The organism is Colwellia sp. Arc7-D (assembly GCF_003061515.1).
Taxonomy (GTDB): domain Bacteria; phylum Pseudomonadota; class Gammaproteobacteria; order Enterobacterales; family Alteromonadaceae; genus Cognaticolwellia.
Genome location: NZ_CP028924.1, coordinates 1,863,737 through 1,886,303, shown reverse-complemented (window position 1 = coordinate 1,886,303; position 22,567 = coordinate 1,863,737). Strand labels below are relative to the sequence as shown.

Sequence of the window (22,567 nt, the reverse complement as noted above, 5' to 3'; positions counted from 1 at the left end):
TGAATGAAAGATATTTTAAAAATAGGCGAGTTTGAAATATTACCTGGCGAACAGCGCAAAATAGAGTTGCCTGTCGCCAAGCTATATACCGACGCTAATGTATCTTTGCCTGTACACATTATTCGTGCAAAAAAACCGGGGCCTACTATTTTTATTAGTGCTGCGGTGCATGGCGACGAATTAAATGGTATCGAAATTATTCGTCGATTAATCAGTGAGAAGAAGTTTAAAATCACTCATGGCACCTTAATAGCGGTGCCTATGGTCAATGTATATGGTGTAGTAAACCAAAGTCGCTATATGCCTGACCGTCGTGATCTTAATCGATGCTTTCCTGGCTCAGCAAAAGGTTCGCTGGCGGGTCGCATAGCACACATTTTTCTTAATGAAATTGTTAAGCATTGTGATTACGGCATTGATTTACATACGGGTGCAATTCATCGTTCAAATTTACCGCAAATTCGCGCTGATTTGTCTTGTGAAGATACTAAAGAGTTAGCCATGGTATTTGGCGTACCTGTGGTATTAAACTCAAACATTATTGATGGTTCTTTAAGAGAAGCAGCAGTAAAACATAAAACCAAAGTGCTACTTTATGAAGCCGGTGAAGCCCTACGTTTTGACGAATACTCAATTCGTGCAGGCATGAAAGGCATTACTAACGTGTTAAAACATTTAGGTATGCGTAAAGCTTCAACTACTCGTAAAAAAGTAATAGCGCCGTTTGTAGCTAACAGCAGTCAATGGTTGCGAGCGAATGGTAGTGGTATTGTCAATCACCGCGTTAAGTTGGGCGACCAAATTAAAAAAGGTGATGTTTTAGCTGAAATAGGCAGCCCGTATGGCGACATTTTAGATGTAGTTACGGCAAGCAGAGCCGGTATATTAATTGGTCAACAAAATATCCCTTTGGTACAAGAAGGTGAAGCTATGTTCCATATTGCTTACTTTGAAGAAGATGATAAACACATCTCGCAACAAATAGAGAGCTCTCAAGATAACTTATTACCGCAAAGCAGTATGTAAAAGAAGGTAACGTAATATGACTACAAAACAAAAAGCGATTATTGGACGTTTAGAAACAATAGCGTTACCTGAGTTAGCAATAGCTGATATACAGGTGCGCGTTGACACGGGAGCGAAAACGTCTTCGCTCCATGTTGACAACATTGTCAAATTTAAAAAAGATGGCAAAATAATGGTGAGGTTTGACTTACACCCAGACGTTTACAATGTTGATGAAATGATCTCTTGTGAAGCGCCGATACATGACATCAGAAGAGTTAAATCTTCAAATGGCACCTCTGAACAACGTTATGTTATATTAACGCCAGTGCAACTGGGTGATATAAATTGGTCGATTGAAATAACGTTAACGGATCGTTCAGACATGAGTTACTTAATGTTATTTGGTAGAGAGGCTATAGGTAAAAGGTTTCTTGTTGACCCATCAAAAGTATTTGTAAGTTCTTAACTTATTACCATTTATTGAGGCGATAATATGACATTTGAACAGATAGTAGAACAAATAACAGCATTGCTGACTTTTAACGTGATTAATGTATCAGATCAACCTGTTACATTAGGCGATATACTTTTTATCCCCCTACTCATTATCATTGGTTTGTTATTGAGTAAATGGCTAATTAAGTTAATCAGTAACCGTTTAAGAAAGAAAAAAACTGACCCAAATGTCATTCATTTAATTGAACGGATTTTATTCGTTATAGCCATAGCGGTTATTATTATCAGCATATTAGACTTTATGAATGTGCCGATTGCCGCCTTTGCGTTTTTATCTGGCGCGATTGCCATTGGTTTTGGTTTTGGTGCACAAAACATTATCAATAACTTTATTAGTGGTTGGATATTAATGTGGGAACGCCCTATTCGCATTGGTGATTTTTTAGAAGTTGAAGATACTAAAGGTTTAGTGGAAGAAATTAATACCCGCTCAACACGCATTAAACGTATAGATGGTGTTCATTTACTTATTCCTAACAGTAAATTACTCGAAAATACGGTTGTGAATTGGACCTTAGTAGACCAATTTGTGCGGTGTTCAGTTTCTGTTGGTGTTGCCTATGGCTCACCAGCTAAAAAAGTAGCTGAATTAATTATGCAAGCGACTACTGAGCAACCTGAAGCCCTTACCGAACCTAAACCATTAGTGACTTTTGATGACTTTGGCGACAATTCATTAATGTTTCAAGTTACATTCTGGATAAGTTCGCGCGCAGAAACAGGCTTAAGGGTCGCAAAAAGTAATGTTAGATTTCGTTTAGAGGAATTATTTGAACAAAATGACATTGTGGTTGCATTCCCTCAGCGTGATATTCATATCGATGGCTCGCTACAGTTGGTTAAAAGTGAACGAAAAGCCGACTAAATAGCAAAGCAATATGTTAACTAATCTGTAAGTAAAGCCCCTGTAATAAAATATTACAGGGGCTTTTTATTTCCACAGGCCAAATTATTTAAACAATCCAAAATTTTCCTCAATCGCTATACAGGCAGTGCAACAATAGATGCTGGTTATTATTTAACGTTACCATTTAACGTTATTATTTAACGTTCTTACTCAGCCATATTAATAATCATACGAATTTAAGGTAAGTTTTCACTTGAACTGCAAAGACTTTCAGTCGAATGGTTTTGTCTTTAGTTATTTGAATTGAGTAAGTTCAGGCACAGTAAGCAAAGGAAAATCTGTAAAAGCAACAAATAAAGTTTCGAATACTGGCCTGAAATACTTAACAAAGATGCTTGGCTTGGAATACGATATGAGCAATATAAGCTTATTTATAAAGGGTTAGGAGCCTATAACAGATATTGTTACAGGCTCCTAGAATTTAGCATGACTTCAAGTAATGTAAACACTAATCCTTTTTATTTTCGAACCATAACTTCATAAAATCTGCAGTAAGCTTTTGTTCTATACCTAATGCTTTTTCAGTTGGACAAAAAATTGAAAACGCTATTTGAGTATCACCAAGTTCAGATGTTGACACCTGAATATGGGGCTCAGGCCCGGCAATACTAATGTCTAATCTATTTTCTATCAGTTGGTTATATCTAATCGCAACCTCTTTAAATTCTATACAATACAAATTTGCTTTTTCATGCAATGTATCAAGAAAAATAAAAGGGTTCACACTATCATCGCGCACTATCGTGAAATGATGCATTGCGTAGCGCTTTAAAAAGTTCAGGTTCTTGATAACAGAAGTAATTAACTGACTATTAGGCACATACAAGGTTTTTCCTGTGTATTGATAATCGTGTTTATTAACCTCTAACAGTGTGAGTTTTGCCCAATCATTAGAATGAACCTCACCATAATATTTACCCACTTGTATCCAATCACCAATACGAAATGGACGACTAGTTAAAATATAGATAAAACCGATAAAACATTGAATAAATTCTCTGGTTGCAAGTACGATAGCAACAATAAATGCCGCGATTGAAAAAGCAAACTTTTGAATTTCACTCGACCAAATATTAAAAATAAAAACAATCACTAACAGAGTAAATATATTATTTACCATATTAATTTTTAATCTTTTACTCTTCTTAGATTTTCTTTTTATTACCTTTATCGTAATCGCTTTAAAACTATAAAAAGCAATAATAAATAATAATGTTAGTATGAATTTGTGCTGTAATAAAAATTCAATGACAGTGTCAATATAAAAAATAATAATTACCTTAGATTAGTTGTAAACACGATATGCTTAAATACAATAAAATCAATGATTAGTCTTCAACCACTTTTTGATTGATTTTTTGCAAGTGAGATAAGGTACCTTCTACCCCTAATTTGTTAAAACTGGCGTTTATTTCTGCCTGTTTTGTTTGCAATAAGCTTATACCTTCAACTTCAATATCAAAGAAAAGCCAATTAAGCTCATCTGACTGTAATAGTTTTACAACTGCTTTGTTGGTTTTATTCTTACCTACAATAGTAATATCTACCATGGCTATTTTACCGCTTTTAGACAAGGTACTTTGGCCGATATTAATCACTTCATTATTGTATTTATTTAACAAATTACTATAAGTGTTAATAAGTTGTTGAGACAATTCAGCGATAAAAGACGTTTTAAGATCATCTGGCACCTTAGCCATGTTTTTATTGAGCACTTTATAAGTAAAGTAGCGCGTATCAACCTCAGGCAATAAATACTGATTTAACACATCTCTGATATTATTTTTTGTTAACGTATCCGCTTTTTTTAGTTTAATTAGAGAGGTTTCCACCTGACTAAAAACGTTTTTCACTTTTACTTTAGCCTCGTCAGCTGTAGCAAAAACAGTTGCAGATATAAGTAACGCCATCGTAATAAAAACAACACTGAGTAAGTTAGTGTTGAACGCCCGTTTGGTTTTCATTTTAAAGCTCAATAAATTATGTATACCGACAATTATAATGATTAGTTTCAAGCTAGCAAACGCTTTAATTTATTCAATGTAATCAAATTAATTTATTAAACAAAAATATGTCAATAGAACATGAAAAATATGCTGTGTTTATATGAATCTACACATAAAAATTGCAATTAATATTGTAATAAAGCTAGTGGATATATTTCTAAATCCATCAATGATTTCGTATCATAATGTTAAATATTATTTTTCTTTTATATTAGTTTTTATAAGTTTCTGATCTTTACGCTTGTTTCATACGTAACTTACTAGAATAGGTTAAGAATCATATGCGTTTAATAATCAATCAATTTTTAAGCTAATTATGGTAATAACATTTAATAATGCACAATAAAAATCGATATTCTAGCAATAGCCTGATTTTTATATTATGTTAATGATATAGTTAGTTTATTCACAATTTGTAGCACTAAATTTTGTATACATACCCTTATTTAAACAGATTAATTTATTAAATATTTAACACAACATTTAGAGATGTTTTAATGAATAATGAAACAACTGACATCACCCATACAGATATTGAGCGACAGAAATTAATTGACTCTAGCCGTTTTCATGGCGTTCATTGGTTAATACTCGCACTTTCCTCAATTCTAACCGTTGGTGCTTGGTATATTGCCTCAGAACAAGTCAACAAAAGAATAGCAGAACGTTTTGAGCGTGAATCTTTGCATGTAATCGAGCTTGTTAAAGAAAGAATGCAGTTATACGAACACGCATTATGGGGCGCTGTGGCTCATATTGATGCCAATGAATTAGAAATTGATAACAAACAATGGCAAAACTACAGCAATAGTTTGCGAATAGACGAAACATATCCTGGCATTAATGGCTTAGGGGTGATCTATAAAGTAAAAAAAGATCAGCGCTTAAGCTTTATCGAAAAACATAAAAAAAACCGACCTGACTTTGTCGTACACCCATCACACAACGCGTATGAACTTTGGCCTATAACCTTTATTGAACCATTGATAACCAATAAACAAGCTGTTGGTTTAGATGTCGCATTTGAAGAAAACAGATACCTTGGTGTCAAAAAAGCCAGAGATACAGGTCTCGCGCAATTGACCGGCCCTATCACCTTGGTGCAAGATGCCAAAAAAACCCCAGGTTTTCTTTTTTACGCACCTTTTTATAAAAAGGGTATGAGTCATAGTACGATAAGTGAACGACAAGCCGCAATTGAAGGCGTTGCTTATGCCCCCTTCATAATGTCTAAACTTATTTCCGGTACCCTAGCTGTCGATCAACGCCATGTGAGTATAAAAATCAGTGATGCAGGTCAGTCTTTATACAATGATATGGACAATACCCTTGCCGATAAAATAGACCCTAAGCCGTTATTTAGTAAGCGAGTAGATGTAGATTTTTATGGTCGAAAATGGCAAGTTACCATTAACTCAAACTTGAACTTTAGAAAAGCTTCAGGCTCCAACCAACCTTACTTTATATTGGCGGGTGGTGTAGTTATAGACCTTTTACTCTTAGCATTATTCATCGTTTTGTCCAGATCTAACAAACAAGCTCTTATTTATGCTGACGAAATTACGCGTGAATTAAAAATTAAAACAACTCGATTAACTAAGTCAAACCAAGATCTCGAACAATTTGCCTATGTTGCTTCACATGATTTAAAATCACCACTGAATGCGATGAGAAAATTAGTGAGTTGGATAACTGAAGATTGTGAAAATATTTTACCTGACAGCTCTAAAGAACATTTGAAACTGTTAAACAATCGCAGTGAAAGAATGAATAAATTGCTAGACGACTTGCTCGATTATGCCCGTATTGGTCGTCACGAGTTCAAAGCAAAACCTTTAGACTTAAAAGCAACAGCAAATGATATTTTTAGTTTATTAGACCATCCGATTACTTTCAAATTATCAGTTGAAAAACAAGTGTTACTATTACCCAGAACGCCAATAGAGGTAGTACTACGCAACCTAATTTCAAATGCAATAAAGCATCATGATAAAACCGAAGGTCATATTCAAATACACTACAAAGCAGTTAACGACATGCATATTATTAGTGTCGAAGACGACGGTCCAGGTATTCCGGCTGAACTGTTTGATAAAGCCGTTGAAATGTTTCAAACTTTAAGACCACGAGATAAAGTTGAAGGCAGCGGAATGGGCTTGTCATTATCGAAGAAAACGGTAGAACATTACGGTGGTAGTTTAACTATTCAATCCGATGGTGTACGTGGTACTACCATCGTAATAACATGGCCAATTACGATAGAAAAATAACATTAAAAAATAACGCTAAATAGCAATAGAGAAAGGCGAAAATTTAAAAATGAGTGAACAACCCAAAGAAGTAACACTGCTTCTGATTGAAGATGATGATATAGACGCTATGTCGATAACGCGTGCCTTTAAAAAAATGTATATTGGCAACAATATTATCAGGGCAAATGACGGGCAAGAAGGTTTAGATCTGCTGCGCAGTGGCGCCGTACCTTCTCCCTATATCATATTATTAGATTTACAAATGCCACGTTTGAATGGTTTAGAGTTTTTAGAAGCAATTCGTGAAGATCCAGAGTTAGCTCAAAGCACAGTATTTGTATTAACAACGTCAAAATCTGATGAAGATATAACCGCTAGTTACAAAAAGAATATTGCCGGCTATTTTGTTAAAGAACAAGTCGGTGAAGGCTTTTTAGATATAGTAAAAATGCTTAAAGGTTATTGGAAAATAGTGCATTTCCCAGAGAGTTAAATTAGCAAGCCAAATAAAACGCATTTACAAGGAATTTATCACGTGAATATATTGATAGTTGATGATGATATCGTTGATCGAGAAAGTATTAAACGAACATTAAATCAATCGACTACCCATTTTAACTTTGTAGAAACCGAGTCTGTAGATGAGGCTTTAACAGCGCTATCAGATAAGAAGTTTGATGCTATTTTACTTGATTACCGTATGCCTAAACGTGACGGTATTGAACTTTTACTCGAGTTGAAAAACGCGTCAATGGATGTCAGTGTAGCTGTCATTATGTTAAGTAACTCAGAAGAAACTGAGTTAGCTTTAGAGTGTGTAAGAGCTGGCGCTCAAGATTTTTTATTAAAATCAGAAGTAACTACATCAAGATTACAGCGTGCCATAGTGCAAGCACAAGCAAGGTTTGAATTAGAACAGAAGCTTCATGTTAGTTACCAGCAAGCAAAAAAATTGGCCGAACACGACACCTTAACGGGTTTGTATAATCGTTACTCTTTTGAAGAGGCATTACAATTAAGTATTTTACAAAAATCTCGAGAAGATACCAAGTTAGCGCTCACCCTGTTTGACCTTGATAATTTTAAATTTATAAATGACAGTTATGGCCACCATGTTGGCGATGACATATTAATACAAGTAGCCCAAAGGGTTAATGACTGCTTAAGGGGTAATGAAGTTTTTGCTCGTTTAGGTGGTGACGAATTTGCCATTATCTTAAGTAACTTACAAGCGATTGATAATGCAACTAGAGTTACCAAGCGTATACTGAGTACTTTAGATAAGCCATTTGATATTGCTGGCATTTCAATAAAAGTAACAGCTAGTATCGGCATTGCCATCTACCCGGACAGTACGGTTAATGCCACTGAATTACTTAAACATGCTGATATTGCAATGTACCGTTCTAAAAAGCTTGGTAGAAATCAAATATGTTATTTTGAAGATAAAATGCAAGAACAGTTTCTTCAGCGCTATCAAATAGAAGCTAATTTAATAGGTGCCGTTGAGCGCAATGAATTTATATTGCACTATCAACCCGTTTTTGAAACTACAACATCAACTATCGTTGGTTTTGAAGCATTAATACGCTGGAATTTTCAAAACAAATTACTGTATCCAGATAACTTCATTACTATTGCAGAGTGTTCTCGCGCCATAGTAGATATTGGCCGTTGGGTGATTGATCAAGCTATCTATCAACTTTCGATATGGAATTTACGTGACAACAAAGCCTACTCAATTGCGATTAATTTATCTAGCGTGCAATTATCTGATAAAACGCTATTCCAATTTATTAATAGAACCTTAGATAAGTATCATGTCAATGCTGAACTTATCGAATTTGAATTAACAGAAACAGCCCTGCTTGAAAACAGTGACCAAGCTATTGATACATTAGAGTTGATAAATAATTTGGGTTGTCGAATTGCATTGGATGATTTTGGCAGTGGGTTTTCATCAGTTTCTCATTTACAGAGCTTTCCAATTGACACGGTTAAAATTGATAAGTCATTGATAATGGAATCTGAACAACCAAAAACTAGGGCTTTAATTGAAGGTCTATCTGCAATGTTACATTCATTATCACTTGATATTGTGGCAGAAGGTATTGAGAACAAGAAAAGCTTACAGTTTTGTCAACAACTTAACATTCGACGCGTGCAAGGTTATTATTTTTCTAAACCTTTTGATGCCCGCACGATAGAAAAAATGTACTTATAGTTTTACTCTGCTTTCAAGTAAAACTAAACGCTTTATAGCGCTTAACTTATGGTTTATAAACAATATTTTATTGCAATTGGAGCAGTAAAAACATAACCTGAGTTTATGTTAAGATTACGCAAGTAGTTGATGTAATTTTCCAATAGGCACTGATACTAATTCAGGCTTAAATATAGTTATTTAAAGGAAATTATGAAAAATCGTTTTTTAAATACCTCAGCATTGGCACTTTCATTAATTGTACTTTGCCCTCAAACATACGCCGACGTATTTTTGGTGCAAGATCAACAAGGCTTGCCAGTTAAAAATGCCGTGTTAGAGTTTGTGAATACCACTCCCATGTCAACTGTAGTTGCTGAGCCAAATACTTTGATTATGGATCAAGTTGATAAACTTTTTAAGCCTGATGTGTTGGTTATTCAACAAGGTGATTTGGTTGATTTTCCAAACAGTGACAACATTAGGCATCATGTCTATTCATTCTCTTCAGTAAACCCATTTGAGTTAAAACTTTATTCCGGTAAGCCAGAAGCACCGCTGCAATTTAACAAAGCAGGCGTAGCCGTTTTAGGCTGTAATATTCATGACTCCATGGTTGGATACATTTATATCGCTGGTTCAAAACATGTATTGATGACTGACGAGCAAGGCATAGTTAAATTAGACGATGCCATTAAGTACGAAAGTGTCAATGTTTGGCATTCTAGTTCACTTACCAGTGTACAAAACATCAAATACGGTAACTTAACTAAAAAAGCAAACGAGCAGGCTTCGTTTATGATTAACTTAGTCGTTGAATCTCCTGAGCCAAGAAATACATTCCAAACTATATTCAAGCAGAATGGCGAGTAAAGCTTCCTTACGCTGGCAAATAACCCTACTGGGCGTGTCACTGGTTATTTTAACCGTGACAAGCCTTTTAGCTGTGTCTATTTGGAAATCAGTTACAGCTCACCGCCAACAGATTGATCAAAGAATCACCAGTGCTGAAAATGTACTCATAGAATATTTAAAAGCCAAAGAAGATTTACTCCTTACAGCATCGAAAGTATTAACGGCAGATTTTGGTTTCAAACAGGCAGTTGCGACACGTGACAGAGCTACTATTTCTAGTGTATTAGAAAACCATAGCTCTCGAATAAATGCGAGCTTAATGATACTAAGTGACTTAAACGGGAAAGTTATTTCCTCTAGTAATCGTCAGCTTAACGTTGACTCTTCTATCATTGAAAACTTAACCACTGAAAAACAAAACTTAAACAAAACTCAGTTAATGTTGCTCGACAATAAGTTATATCAACTCATTGTTTTACCTGTGCAAGCACCCAGAACCATAGCTTATTCCATTATTGGATTCCAAATCGATCAAGCTTTTGTTAACGAATTAAAAAGACTAATGGCGATTGAGGTAAGTTTTTTATCCCAAGACAATCTTATAATATCGTCTTTACAACATCCCGATAAAGCCCATAGTAAACACTTTAAAGAAACGGATAACACTTGGTTATTATTTGAAAGAAAAATTTACGAAAATAAACTCATTGTATTTACTAATGCTCAAGGTAATGAATATACTGCGCAACTTTCTGTAGATTTAACACCAAGCTATACTGAACTAGATAAGTTAGTCGTCATTACTTTATTTATATCATTATTCATTATTGCTATTACAACCGTTGCCTTTAGTATTATTGCAATAAGGCTTACCAAGCCACTTTATCAATTAACGCGCTTAACACGTGATTTTGCTCAAGGTAATTACGAACATAAAGAAATGACTTCTGTAGGCAGTTTAGAAGTTTCCCGCGTATACGATAGTTTTATTAAAATGGGCGAACGCATTGAAAAACGTGAAAGTGAAATTAATTATCAAGCCAAACATGATTCACTAACCGACGTTTTTAACCGATCTACGTTACTTGATTTACTATCAAAAACAATTTCAAACCATGACAACACGACTTATTCATCATTATTGGTTATGGCTATTAATGTTCGACACTTTAAGCGTATAAATGACAGTTTAGGCTCCGGCATTGGCGATGGCGCACTAAAAGCAATTGCTCAACGTGCTAAAAATATTTATCAGGACAAAACCTTGATGATAGGCCGCTTTTCAGGCACTGAATTTTGTTTGGTTATTAAGCTATCGCATGGTGAAAGTTCTGAAGATTTAGTTGAACATTTTTTAAACCAGTTACGTGCCCCGCTGCAAGTGAATAATCTTTGGTTGAATTTAAATTACCGTATAGGTATTTGTACCTTCCCTGAACAAAGCAACAGTGCAAAAGAAATTATTAGAAGAACGACTATAGCGTTAGAAGCAGCAAGAGCAGAAAATACCACAATAAGAGCTTATAAAGAAGGTGAAGACGAAGCTTATTTAGAAAGATTAAGTTTGCTTGAAGAACTTAGAGAAACAATGAAACGTGACAACGGTGAGTTGTTTATGGTTTATCAGCCTAAGTTAAATTTAGAAAATGGACAAATAGAAAAAGTAGAGTCGTTAATACGTTGGATAAAAACTGATGGTCAATTTGTTTCGCCGGAATTATTTATTCATTTAGCTGAACAGTCTGGTCTTATTATAAAACTGACTCACTGGGTAATTGATACCGTACTTAAGCAGCAACAAGAGTGGCTTGCTAAAAATATAAGACTAAAAGTAGCAATTAATATCTCGGCACAAGATATTTCTCACCCGGACTTTATCGATTATGTTTTTCAAAAAATATCCCAATACAGTATTGACCCTAACTTAATTACATTAGAAATAACAGAACGCGATATTATGACTAATGAAGATCTCGTGGTCAGTAGACTTAAGCATTTGAAAAAGACCGGTATACAAATTTCAGTCGACGATTACGGCATTGGGCAATCTTCTTTAGGTAAGTTAAAACAGTTACCTATTGATGAATTAAAAATAGATAAGGCCTTTATACTTGAGCTCGACACTTCAGAAAAAGACCAATATATTGTAAAATCGACCATAGAGTTAAGCCACCAGTTGGGTTTAAGTGTGGTGGCAGAAGGTGTAGAAAATAAAGCATCATTAGATATGCTCAAATCGATGAAATGTAACCACGTTCAAGGTTATTTTATTTCTCGCCCAATTAAATCAGCAGACTTACTAATATGGTTAGATGATTATGAATAAATTTACCCCATTACTTTATGCGTGTTTTTTTAGTGTTTTTTCGGCTAACTGTTTAGCCGAAGGAAAAATACTTGCCACACCAGGTGTTTCACAAATTGAAGGTTCGGGTGGTGGTGGTATTGTTCCTTGGGCGCAATTAGCCGGTTATGCAACCGAGGACAGTGTTTCAGCCAGTGCTTCATGCAGCCGAGTTACCGTAAAAGATTTCTCATTAGATAGCTGTGGTGTTCAAGCAAATTTTTATGACAAAGTCGAGTTGTCTTATGCGAAGCAAACCTTTGAAGTAAACCCACTTAATCTTGATTTAAAACAAACGATTATTGGTGCGAAAATTAACTTATTTGGTGATTTGGTTTACACATCAATGCCACAAGTGAGTTTAGGTATTCAATCAAAAAGATTAAAAACAAGTGATGTAGCCTTCGCACTCGGTGCAGAGAAAGATTCGGGTACTGATGTATATATTGCGGCCAGTAAGTTGCATTTAGGGTTTATTAATGGCTATAACTGGTTATGGAATATTACTGCAAGGCATACTAAAAGTAACCAAATTGGCTTGTTAGGTTTTGGCGGTGCTAATGAAAGAAATAAAATTCAATTGGAAGCATCAACGGCGATTTTACTGAATAGACATTTAGCTGTAGGGGTTGAGTTTAGGCAAAAACCCGATAACTTAGGCTTAGGTGAAAACCACTGGAAGGATGTTTTTGTAGCATGGTTTCCAAATAAACACTTCAGCGTTACTTTAGCCTATGTTGATTTGGGCAGCATAGCTGCTATCGATAAACAAACTGGCTGGTATTTATCTACTATGTGGTATCTATAATGAAAATTGAAATGACAACAATAACAAAATCAGCGCTGTTAATGCTTTTAGTTGGCTGTATTTCTTGCGCTTCGCCTAACAATACCGCTGTTGATAATGAACCTAGTCTCTATCAACAAATAGGTCAAAAACCCGCTATTGATAAAATCATTGATAATTTAGTCAACATTATTGGCCAAGATGAAGTAGTTTTCGCGCACTTTGCTCAAAGTAATGTCACCAATTTTAAAGAAAAATTATCGGTGTATTTATGCCATATCACAGATGGACCATGTCAGTATAATGGCGATACTATGCAAGATATTCATAGAGGCATGTATATCGATACAAATCAGTTTAATCACTTTGTAGAATTATTTATCAGCGCAATGGACGAAGCTAATATTAGCTACCCGATTCAAAATCAGTTATTAGCACGACTTGCACCGCTTAGAGAAAGCATTTTTAAAATGTAATTCATATTAACGCTAGCAAATACACTGTAAAGCTAGCGTTTACATCTTTCCCCTTCCTGCCTAGCACACGCTTTAAAAGTCATTTCAGTTAGTTACTAGAATATATTAGCTTTTAGTATTTGGCTCAATTTGGCTGGGCTCAGTGGCGCTAGCTTCAACTTTATCATTAACTGTTGCTGATACAGGGAAAGCCGCAGTTGCTGTTCCTGCGTATAAGCTAACATGTGGAAATGGTATTTCAATGCCCTGTTGATCAAAGGCGTTTTTAATCTCTGTATACATACTATTTTTCAACGCTAAAAAGTTCTCCCGTCTCGACCACACAGAAAACTGAATATCAATCGACGAACTACCAAAGCCAGTTATTATAAAAACGGGAGCCGGCTCTTCTAAACAAATTAAATTTTTCGACGCTAGATCTAGCAATAGATTACGTACTTTCTCAATATCTTCTTTGTAAGCGATACCAATTTTTAAATCAGCACGGCGAATAGGATATTTAGTTAACGTAGTAACGGCACTTTTGATCATGCTTTCATTCGGAATACGAACAAACAGATTGTCAAATGTGCGTAACTTAACCGACAGTAAGTCTATCGAAATAACCTCTCCGGTGATGTCGTTAACTTTAATAACATCCGTAATAGAAAATGGTCGCTCGATCATCAAAAATAAACCACTAATGAGGTTTGAGGCAGACGTTTGAGATGCAAAGCCTAAAGCAACAGTAAAAATTCCCGCTGCTCCCAACATTATACTGAGATCAATACCTACGTTATCTAATGCTGAAATGGTGACTAAGGCTAAAAGCCCATAAAAAACCAACCTTTTTAAAAATAGCTGTCCATGCGCTGTCAGTTTATGTTTTGCGAGTTTAACCACTGCAGTGCTGATTAATTTAGCTATTATAAAGCCTATAATAAACAATAAAAGTGCCTGACATAGTGCAAATAAATGTGAGGCTTTAAGAAGATCGATAAACGCTATAATGTCTTTCACAATAATTCTCTTTAATTAAGCAAATAAACTACTAATACTACGTATCAGTATACTTTGTTCTGAAGCCACTCTGGGGTTACTCACTAAGACTGAGGATATCGCTTCAACGGGGGCGTGTTTATCAAGGTGTAATTCAACATTATCGATATGACTACCACGGTGCACCGATATACCTGTAGTCCAAAGCTGAGACGCTTCATCCGAATATAAATGCAATAATGTCACCGGCACATTAATACGCTCTATGGTTAAAGATTCACTATGGTTATTAATTACAGTGATCGGAGTAATTGCCCTATGCGCTCTTTTTTCGATATTAGTTAATTGAATACGAGCTGCAGTATATTTTGCGTAACAAATTTGCCCGATACGTGTCGATGGTCCAAACCAGGAGTCCGAAGGCCGCCAAAAAGGTAGATCTAATAGCTTCTCACCTTTAGGCTGTAATTTAGCTGAAAACCAAATAGGCGTACTAACATATAAGCGCGCTTTTTCTCCTGCAAGCAAAGTTAAAGGAGTGTCTGGTCTTGCCACAACGGAGCGATCGGCAAGCAAAGGCAATACTTGTATTCTCTCTGACGTGCTTTGTTGTAGGTATCGGCCAAATTTTGCTTGCTCTATACAACAATCTTCAACAGGCTCACCAACGACCATTTCCTCGTCATTTTCAACATCAGATTCTAAATTCCAGCTATTCCATTCATTTTCGAAGCGTTGTAATATTATTGACCTATCGCCGAGTCGCCAGCAACGTTGTTGTTTAAGGTTAAACGTAAACTCACCCCACCAAGCATTTTCTGCCATTTCACTTATCTCTACTTTAAATTTTTGTTAACTTAATGGCATTTATAGTGCCTAAAAATGATTGATTATTGATGCTAGCTTTTACTATTACCCATGTATTTCCTTACTTGGAAAAAGCAGAGAAATTAATAACTTTATTTACTGCAAAGTAAACTTACTATTGAATTGAAATGGGATAACAATAGCTTTCTATATTTATAGATTATGCTATCTTAAGGCACTTGTGTATATACCCAATGCCTCTTACAAACTGGCTTTTATCGCTATTAATCATTTACTCCCCAAAGGAACGTTTCATGACAACATTACACATTGTTTTGTCAGATTTGGAAGTTACTCACGCCACTCTTTCGAAAATAACTTTGCTGCAAAATAAACTTTCAGCAAATGTTATATGGTATTTACATCATCACCAACGGTTATTTGATCGACGTTATTTTACTCATGAACTGGCCGGTATTTCGGGTGAGTTACAAGCAAACCATGAGAGTAAAATTGCTCAAATTGAACTAAAAATTAAAAAGCATTTTCCAAAGTCTAGTGTTTATCAGTGCAAAGATAAATACTGGTCAAAACAAGTGAATAGTAACGCAGCTAAACTAGACCCAATTGTTATTGTTCGATCTAAAACTGGCCTGACTTCTGCTGATAATCAACATATCAGCCAGAATAAAAGTACCGTGTTTATTATCAATCAAGAGAAATGGTACTCAGATGGCAAAGCCGTTGGGGCGATAGACCCTTTTCATGAAGATGATGAGGATAATGAGTCTGATATGAAAGTCGTTGAATTTATGCGTAAATGGTGCACGCCTGCTGAACAATCAGAGCCATACCTACTACATGTAATACATATTCCACCTTTGGCGATAGAATACGAAAAACAAATTGAAGCGCTACATAAAGAACAAATTTATCGCTTTGCTAAAACAATTAAGTGTTCCAAAAGTGTAATATCGTTCACCCGTGGTACACCTGAAGACGCTTTATTATCATACGCTGACAATAACAAAGTAGACTTTATCGTTTTAGGATGTAGAGAGCACAGTTTATTTGATAAGTGGCTTAACGGTTCAACCATTTCAGCACTACTTAGCCACCAAAGTTGTGATCTAGTGTTAATTAATACACCTTAATTATCAGCGTTGTGCCTAATGACCGAATGAAAAAATCAAATTTTTTGGTTATTCATTAACATATTAGGCATAGATTTTTTTAAGCTATTTATTTGATAATAAAAAATAAATCGCCAAATCCCCATAATAAAGTACCGGTAATAAGTAACGATACTTCTAGAATACCAAGCTGTAACCTTACAGCTTGCAATATTTTTTCGGTTTTTTCTTCAAAGTCATCTTCAATAGTTTGAATTTTGCTTTCCATATTTTCATTTGAAACTTTTAGTCTACGCAGATTTCTTTTTGCGCGAGCCAGTGTGATCCTATGATGAAAATTAAGCCGCCCTATCAATAAGCGCTCTTGTATTATGCCGCCCAGCCCTGACCAAACACCTAGTACGGCAATTAAACAGCCACTGCGAGAAAGCCACTCTAAACCCGCATATTGGATAATGGATAAATAAACACCAAGCGTTGCAATGAGTATAGCTAATAACCAGTTAATTAATGGGTGACGTCTTGGAATGCTCACCGCCGCAACTAAAACTTCTGATGTTGCGTTATTTGCATTTGTTAAATCTGCTGACATAAATACCTTTTTGTTTTTGTGACCACTTAGTCTTGATCTTTTTTGTTATTTTTATCTTTAGTCGTCGAAAACTGTTTTTTATAGTTAATATTAGCACTTATTTCTTCACCGCTTATCGCTTCAAAAGATATATTCGGTGATAGTTTATATTCTATGCTCCACCCTGCTTGTAAGCCACTTTCAGAATCTATGTTCGTGCCGTAGCCAACATTTAAGCGGTCGTTAATCTTCGCCGCAATATCAACACGTGTGCTATTACCGTTACTGCCACTTTTACTGGTAAATGCAACATCTTTAAGACCTAGCTGGTCTCCTATTTTTTGTACTAATTTGTTAGCACTTTCTACGCCTAAACTAATAGCCGCACTGGTTAAAGCATTACCCTCTTGTTGCGATAAAGAGTCTAGGTTTCGACCCGTTATTAGTAAGGATAAAATATTTTCATCAGCCATAGTCGGCTCCGAAAATAAAGTTAAACGCGGTTTTTGTATGGTGCCATCGGCAATAATGCCCACTTTTATATCATCGACCATTCTAATAGCACGAAATTGTATACTCGGATTAGCAGCGGTACCCAAAAACAATAATTGCCCTTGCTCTATAGTCAATGTTTGCTTGTATGCTTCAAACTTACCGTCTTTTAAATCTAATCGGCCATTAAGCGTTAGGGCTTGTCCGGTTATAAGAGTTGAAGATAGGTTACCTTGTATTTCACTTGATAAACCAAAGCCGCTAATTTTAACATTATCTCCTGCCGACAACGTCAGAGAGATATCATAATCAAATGGCGAATCTGTAACGGTTTGCGCGTTTTCATCAATAATGACTTGATCTTCAGAAACATTAATTGCAGATTTTGGTAATGATGCTACTTTGATATCAGCCTGATCTACAACCAAATTACCGTTAACAGTTAAATGATTATTCTCGAACTTTGCTTTTAGCATAGGTGAAACAATTAATTTATTTTCATTATTATTTACCAGCGTAACTTGTTGACCTTCGACGGTTAAATTTGCTTTTATCGGCGCAGATATCTTAGCATCGCCGGCAATAGTTAATGCCCCTTGTGGATTTTGTAATTCGCCCAACAATACAATGCTATCTTGCTGACTGCTTAATTTTATTTTGCTGTTACTAATATCTAAGCCATATTCATCAATAACTAAATGGTTAATATCGACTATACCTTCACCATCAATAATGGGCTTTTGTAATGTGCCTGCTAAGGTAAAATTTTGTACTAAACTGAGGTCAATTTTATCTAACCCTTTCTGCCATTGTTTGAGCCAGTCAAATTCTTTTAAACTGAGTGATAAGTCACCACTTATCTTTGCAGAGTCAACTAAAGGCCAATCACTGCTTAATTGAGCGGTTATTTCATCTTCGCCTGGTAAACGAATATTCAGTCGTGAACTAACACTGTTTTGTAACCACTGACCTTGAAGTTTAAATTGTGTAATAGTTAATAAATGCTTTGAAAAAGCGTTATCAGCTTTGATTTTTTCATCGGGAATATTAAACTTAATATCTGGTTGTTCTAAATTAAAATCGACTTTAAAATCAGGCGTAATCGACAGCACAAGCTCGCCCTTAGGCATCACAACTTCAGATTGCGATTGTGGTAAAACTATCTGAGTATTTATGGTTTCCCATTGGGTAATTAAAGCAATATCGTCTTGCTTCTGCTGGGTATTGACCGAAAATTCTTCTACTTGCAATTGAATTTGTGCTGACTGCCATTTAAAGCTTGGGATTGTTATATTGGCATTAAATTTTTCAAGTTTTTTGGCATGTCCTGTTATCGATAAATTACCATTAACCGTGCCCTCTATGCTTTGTAATTCATGCGTTGGACTTGCGAGTAGTATTGATTGCCATGCTTGAACTTGTTTAAAAACTGGTGACATTGCCCATTGATTAAATATTAAATTAGCTGACCATTGCTGAGTTTTATTTTCAGCATTAATACACAGTTTTCCAACACCGCTAAGACATAGGTTTTTAACCCGCTGCGTATCTGAGCCCAAAAGCAACTGTTCGCTTGTAATTAAAACATTTTCTTTTTGATTTAAAGCTTTAAATTCAAGGTTATTAATTTGCCAAATTGCGTTAGCTAAATTACTTTCAGGACTAAAGGGTTCAGCATTTTCTTGTGGAATTTTACCGTCAAGTGTTAAGTTGACATCAGTATTCTCTGCTAATTTAGCCTTTACTAACATATTATGTTTTTCAGGTAATCCTGAAAAATTTAATGAAGCTAGTTCAACAACATTATCGTTAACAGTAAATGAGCCTGCGTTAACATTGGCTAGCCACTTTTCACCAAAATCCAGTGACCAATCAATGTTTTTACCAACAAAGTTGGGTAAAGCTAAATGCTCAATTTTTCCTTCGCTGGTAGCTGCCCAAACAGATTGTTGTTTTTCAACTTGCCAATTTGCTTTGATATTAGCAATTTCTAACGAATTTATTAAATCTAATGAGCGACCTTCAATGCTGCCATTAAACGATAAGTTTTCAGTGGTTGGATTATCAATGTTTACCTCGCCTTGCACATTGGCTGTCAACTCACCCAATATAATTTCATGACTTTTAAGGTTTAAAATACCTTGGTTAACATTCATTTCAAGGTTCGCCAACACCGGCCACGCGGCTTTTATTGTCGAACTTTTATGGTTAACTGTGTCTGGAAAGGCTTGTTTTATTGAAGCGGCTATTTGTGCTTCTTTAAGTTCGCTTTTTAACAAGAGAGAAACGGCTAAATGCGAGCGCCAATTAAGTACATTGTCGAGCGTTGTATTAACATCTAAACTAATCGGTTCAAATGCTTGCCAAGTAGCGGTAGTTTGTAAGTTTGCGGTAAGTTCAGGCCAATTAAGAGCAAATTTACCGGACAACTTTTCAACAGTTATGTTGACATCGCTCAATGCCACTTGTTGTTTTTCAGCGGTTAAACGGCCATTTTTTATAAACAAACCTTGATCATAATACCAATCAGCAGAGACTAATAATTGGTTGGGCGATTGCAACTGCAAGGTTAAGGTTGATGATTCACTCATTCGTCCTTTTGTTTTTGCATTAACCGACAGCTTTGGTCCTTGTACACTTAAACCGAGTTGATGTTGCCATTTTTTTCGCATATCAACATAGCCAGATACTGCAAGGTTATGCTCGTCATATGTTAACGTTAATTCACTAACACTGGCTTTATTGCCCGCAAGCGCCAATTTTTTCAAACTTAACTGCTTTATATTGTACTGGGCATTTACGGTAAGTTTGTTGTTGGCAGTATTTGTTGTTTCAGGTGATATAACTTGATAGTTAATGGTATTAATTGCTGCCTGTTGGATCTTAATCTCAATAGGAAATTCAATGGCGTTTAACGCAGGTAAAATTGCTTGAGGTTCATCTGTTTTTTTATCACCATCACTCGATAAATTGAAAGCATTTATCGTGATGTTATCGCAAACGACCACCCTATCGAGCAAATACAGCCACTGACAATCAACAACAATATCGGTAACGTGAATATTTGTCTCAGGTTGTTGCCACTTAAATTCTGATAGCTGTACACGCGAGCTTAATGTACCACTGACTTTACCTATGCTTAGCGCTTGGGGTTGAAATTGTGCACCGCGATTGACTAACCATTGTAAACCTGACTCCGTGGTATAAAACCAGGTTAGTAATAACAATATAATCGCCACTAACGCAGTAAAAGCTACGCTAAGCCAAGTTAGTATGGCTTTCTTTTTGAACGGTTTCATAGATCAGGCCCTATGGTGACATGAAAACGCCATGCTTTATTTCCGTCAAGTGCCTTCGCGATATCTAGGCGAATAGCACCAATCGGTGTAACCCACCTTAAACCTGTACCAACTGACTTTTGCAACTCCCAGTCTTTCCAATCATTAAAAGCATTACCTTGGTCGGAAAATATCGCCCAACGAAAGCTTTCATAAAATAAATAATCAACTTCAATGCCCGAGGTTAATATATGCTTACCACCAATGGATACATCGTTATCAGTCGGCGATAAGCTTTGATGTTTATAACCACGTACAGATACGTCACCGCCGGCAAAAAATCGATAGGTTGATGGCATTGAACTCGTAAAATCTTCGGTATCCATTAGTGTTGAACCGATACGAGCGCGCAACAGTAAACGCCAATCATCATTTAATGACCAAATACGTTTTACTTTCTGATCTGTTTGTAAAAATTCGATGTCGGGATTGCTCAATTGCTTGGTACTAAATCGAATGATACTTTGCCAACGCCAGCCCTCAACCGCCGAAAAGGGATCGGTCACACTGTAATAGTTAGTCTGCCATGAAGGAACAATATATTTAAGACTTTGGTTTACATCAGCTTCTGATTCTAGTTGCTCTTGTGCCATAACAATAGACCATTGACTCGACCAATGAGCATTAATTTTATTCGCTAATACCGACTCTAAAGTTAAAATATTACTGCGACCAATTTCTTCATCTTTAACCTCATAACTGACTAGGTTTATCCACTGGCTACTGGCTTTTTCTAACGGGATTTGATACTGAAATGTCGCATGTAAATTAGCTTTATTTAATTTAACCTCATTAAAGTCGATAGAAGCAACATATTGATGTGCCCTGTTGTTTACCCTTCTATTTCTCCAACTAACACCAAGTTTTCCTCCACTATCAGTACCGTAGCCTAATAACGTTTTAAGCTCATACTTGTCGGTATCGAGTATTGAAAGGTTAACATCGACACTTTTTGTTGCATGGTCGACTGACTGATCAACCACAACCGATTTAAAAAAACCAGAACGGTTCAGTGCTTGTTGACTAGCAACAATGTCTAATTGGCTGTAGGCATCACCTTCACGAATAGTTGAATAACTGTTAACTAAATCGTGAGATAAAACCGTACCTTCAATGGAGATCTTATGGATGGTATATCGAGCGCCGCAATTAAAAATCCAATCAACATTTGCTTGTAGTTCTGCTATATCAACATTTAAAGCACTTTTGGCAAAAGTAGCATTTAATAAACCTAACTCTTGTGCTTGACGTTGTACCCGTGATTTAAATTGACTGTAATCGCCATGGTTAATTATTTTATCCTTGGTAAACGGGTGTTTAGCGACAAGCTGTGACATTTCTTTCGATTCTATTTCACAATTGAGCGCAATACTGCTGTTATTCCACCGAACAGGTTTATTTAGCTCAATGCTCAATACCTTCCCTTTTTGATCTTCTGACAACGTTAAAGCGGGCTGATAATAGCCTAATGCTTGTAGTGCACTGCGTGCTTTACTTAAAATATAATTGTCGGATTGAGGGAAACCGAGCAAAGACAAAGGAATAACATTTTCGTTACTGCTTAAACTACGATAAATATTAGTTTTAAAGGTTGTTTCAACACCAATAATATTGAGATGTGTGCCTGAATTAATGCCGGGGTCAGCTGCAATTACTTTGGACGTAGTTACCAGTAAAAGTAATGTAATATATGTATAAAATAATCGGCTTATGTATAGGTAATTCAGATATTTCAATATTTTTCCATGGCTGATTAACTGATGATAACAACAAAGCGGAATATAATTATGACGACTTTGTTTCATGAGATCATTATTTAATTACTATTTAGCTGAAATCTTAATAAAACATAGTTGTTATAAAATAAAGTAGTTTACACTATCGTTAAAATTAC

Annotated in this window: 18 protein-coding genes; 11 read left to right on the top strand and 7 right to left on the bottom strand. The window is 35.7% G+C overall.

The genetic code is table 11. From position 1 onward, the window contains the following. The first annotated feature begins 3 nt into the window (after positions 1-3). From DBO93_RS08245 to DBO93_RS08235, 3 genes are read left to right on the top strand one after another with little or no spacing between them, the layout of a single operon-like run. A complete protein-coding gene (locus DBO93_RS08245) occupies positions 4-1,026 on the top strand; it encodes a succinylglutamate desuccinylase/aspartoacylase family protein (RefSeq protein WP_108455902.1) in 1,023 nt (340 codons plus the stop codon). A 16-nt stretch (positions 1,027-1,042) separates the two neighbouring features. Then, on the top strand, positions 1,043-1,474 hold the full coding sequence (locus DBO93_RS08240; protein WP_108455901.1) for an ATP-dependent zinc protease: 432 nt from the start codon (positions 1,043-1,045) through the stop codon (positions 1,472-1,474). A gap of 27 nt (positions 1,475-1,501) precedes the next feature. Continuing rightward, entirely contained in the window at positions 1,502-2,389 is an 888-nt protein-coding gene (locus tag DBO93_RS08235) for a mechanosensitive ion channel domain-containing protein (RefSeq protein ID WP_108455900.1), read from the top strand. A 490-nt stretch (positions 2,390-2,879) separates the two neighbouring features. On the opposite strand, the gene DBO93_RS08230 is transcribed toward DBO93_RS08235, so the two are convergent. Together DBO93_RS08230 and DBO93_RS08225 are read right to left on the bottom strand one after the other, a co-directional pair. Next, entirely contained in the window at positions 2,880-3,551 is a 672-nt protein-coding gene (locus DBO93_RS08230; RefSeq protein ID WP_108455899.1) for a mechanosensitive ion channel family protein, read from the bottom strand. A 208-nt stretch (positions 3,552-3,759) separates the two neighbouring features. Beyond that, positions 3,760-4,395 carry an ABC transporter substrate-binding protein gene (locus DBO93_RS08225; protein ID WP_162533755.1) on the bottom strand — a complete coding sequence of 212 codons (636 nt, stop codon included), beginning with the start codon at positions 4,393-4,395 and terminating at the stop codon, positions 3,760-3,762. Between the two features lie 539 nt (positions 4,396-4,934). On the opposite strand from DBO93_RS08225, the gene DBO93_RS08220 reads away from it, so the two are divergent. The 7 genes from DBO93_RS08220 to DBO93_RS08190 all read left to right on the top strand — a co-directional run bounded on the left by DBO93_RS08220 (position 4,935) and on the right by DBO93_RS08190 (position 13,354). Next, on the top strand, positions 4,935-6,707 hold the full coding sequence (locus DBO93_RS08220) for a CHASE domain-containing protein (RefSeq protein WP_108455897.1): 1,773 nt from the start codon (positions 4,935-4,937) through the stop codon (positions 6,705-6,707). A gap of 49 nt (positions 6,708-6,756) precedes the next feature. Continuing rightward, the gene (locus DBO93_RS08215; RefSeq protein WP_108455896.1) at positions 6,757-7,182 is read left to right on the top strand and encodes a response regulator; all 426 of its coding nucleotides are present in this window, start codon (positions 6,757-6,759) and stop codon (positions 7,180-7,182) included. A 42-nt stretch (positions 7,183-7,224) separates the two neighbouring features. Beyond that, a complete protein-coding gene (locus DBO93_RS08210; RefSeq protein WP_239059147.1) occupies positions 7,225-8,913 on the top strand; it encodes a GGDEF domain-containing response regulator in 1,689 nt (562 codons plus the stop codon). 192 nt (positions 8,914-9,105) lie between these two features. Beyond that, complete coding sequence (locus DBO93_RS08205; protein WP_108455894.1) at positions 9,106-9,765, top strand: methylamine utilization protein; 660 nt, start codon at positions 9,106-9,108, stop codon at positions 9,763-9,765. Positions 9,766-9,820: 55 nt separating this feature from the next. After that, positions 9,821-12,073 (top strand): EAL domain-containing protein, encoded by a 2,253-nt coding sequence (locus tag DBO93_RS08200; RefSeq protein ID WP_162533754.1) that lies wholly within the window; start codon positions 9,821-9,823, stop codon positions 12,071-12,073. Beyond that, positions 12,066-12,899 carry a DUF3034 family protein gene (locus tag DBO93_RS08195; protein ID WP_108455892.1) on the top strand — a complete coding sequence of 278 codons (834 nt, stop codon included), beginning with the start codon at positions 12,066-12,068 and terminating at the stop codon, positions 12,897-12,899. Before DBO93_RS08200 ends, DBO93_RS08195 begins: the two co-directional genes overlap by 8 nt. Beyond that, a complete protein-coding gene (locus DBO93_RS08190) occupies positions 12,899-13,354 on the top strand; it encodes a group 1 truncated hemoglobin (protein WP_108455891.1) in 456 nt (151 codons plus the stop codon). Before DBO93_RS08195 ends, DBO93_RS08190 begins: the two co-directional genes overlap by 1 nt. 105 nt (positions 13,355-13,459) lie before the next feature. Here the strand turns inward: DBO93_RS08190 and DBO93_RS08185 are convergent, their stop codons facing one another. Together DBO93_RS08185 and DBO93_RS08180 are read right to left on the bottom strand one after the other, a co-directional pair. Next, entirely contained in the window at positions 13,460-14,353 is an 894-nt protein-coding gene (locus DBO93_RS08185) for a mechanosensitive ion channel family protein (protein WP_108455890.1), read from the bottom strand. Positions 14,354-14,368: 15 nt separating this feature from the next. Then, complete coding sequence (locus tag DBO93_RS08180; protein WP_108455889.1) at positions 14,369-15,157, bottom strand: hypothetical protein; 789 nt, start codon at positions 15,155-15,157, stop codon at positions 14,369-14,371. A 296-nt stretch (positions 15,158-15,453) separates the two neighbouring features. Here DBO93_RS08180 and DBO93_RS08175 point away from each other — a divergent pair, with 296 nt between their 5' ends. Next, a complete protein-coding gene (locus DBO93_RS08175) occupies positions 15,454-16,293 on the top strand; it encodes a universal stress protein (RefSeq protein ID WP_162533753.1) in 840 nt (279 codons plus the stop codon). An 88-nt stretch (positions 16,294-16,381) separates the two neighbouring features. Here the strand turns inward: DBO93_RS08175 and DBO93_RS08170 are convergent, their stop codons facing one another. Genes DBO93_RS08170 through DBO93_RS08160 form a run of 3 tightly spaced genes read right to left on the bottom strand, consistent with a single transcriptional unit; the run spans position 16,382 to position 22,409 of the window. Then, a complete protein-coding gene (locus DBO93_RS08170) occupies positions 16,382-16,864 on the bottom strand; it encodes a hypothetical protein (RefSeq protein ID WP_108455887.1) in 483 nt (160 codons plus the stop codon). A 26-nt stretch (positions 16,865-16,890) separates the two neighbouring features. Further along, positions 16,891-20,634, bottom strand: coding sequence for a translocation/assembly module TamB domain-containing protein (locus tag DBO93_RS08165; RefSeq protein ID WP_108455886.1), 3,744 nt, complete (start codon positions 20,632-20,634; stop codon positions 16,891-16,893). Next, positions 20,631-22,409, bottom strand: coding sequence for a BamA/TamA family outer membrane protein (locus DBO93_RS08160; RefSeq protein ID WP_162533752.1), 1,779 nt, complete (start codon positions 22,407-22,409; stop codon positions 20,631-20,633). The genes DBO93_RS08165 and DBO93_RS08160 overlap by 4 nt, the downstream gene beginning before the upstream one ends. Positions 22,410-22,567: the final 158 nt, after the last annotated feature.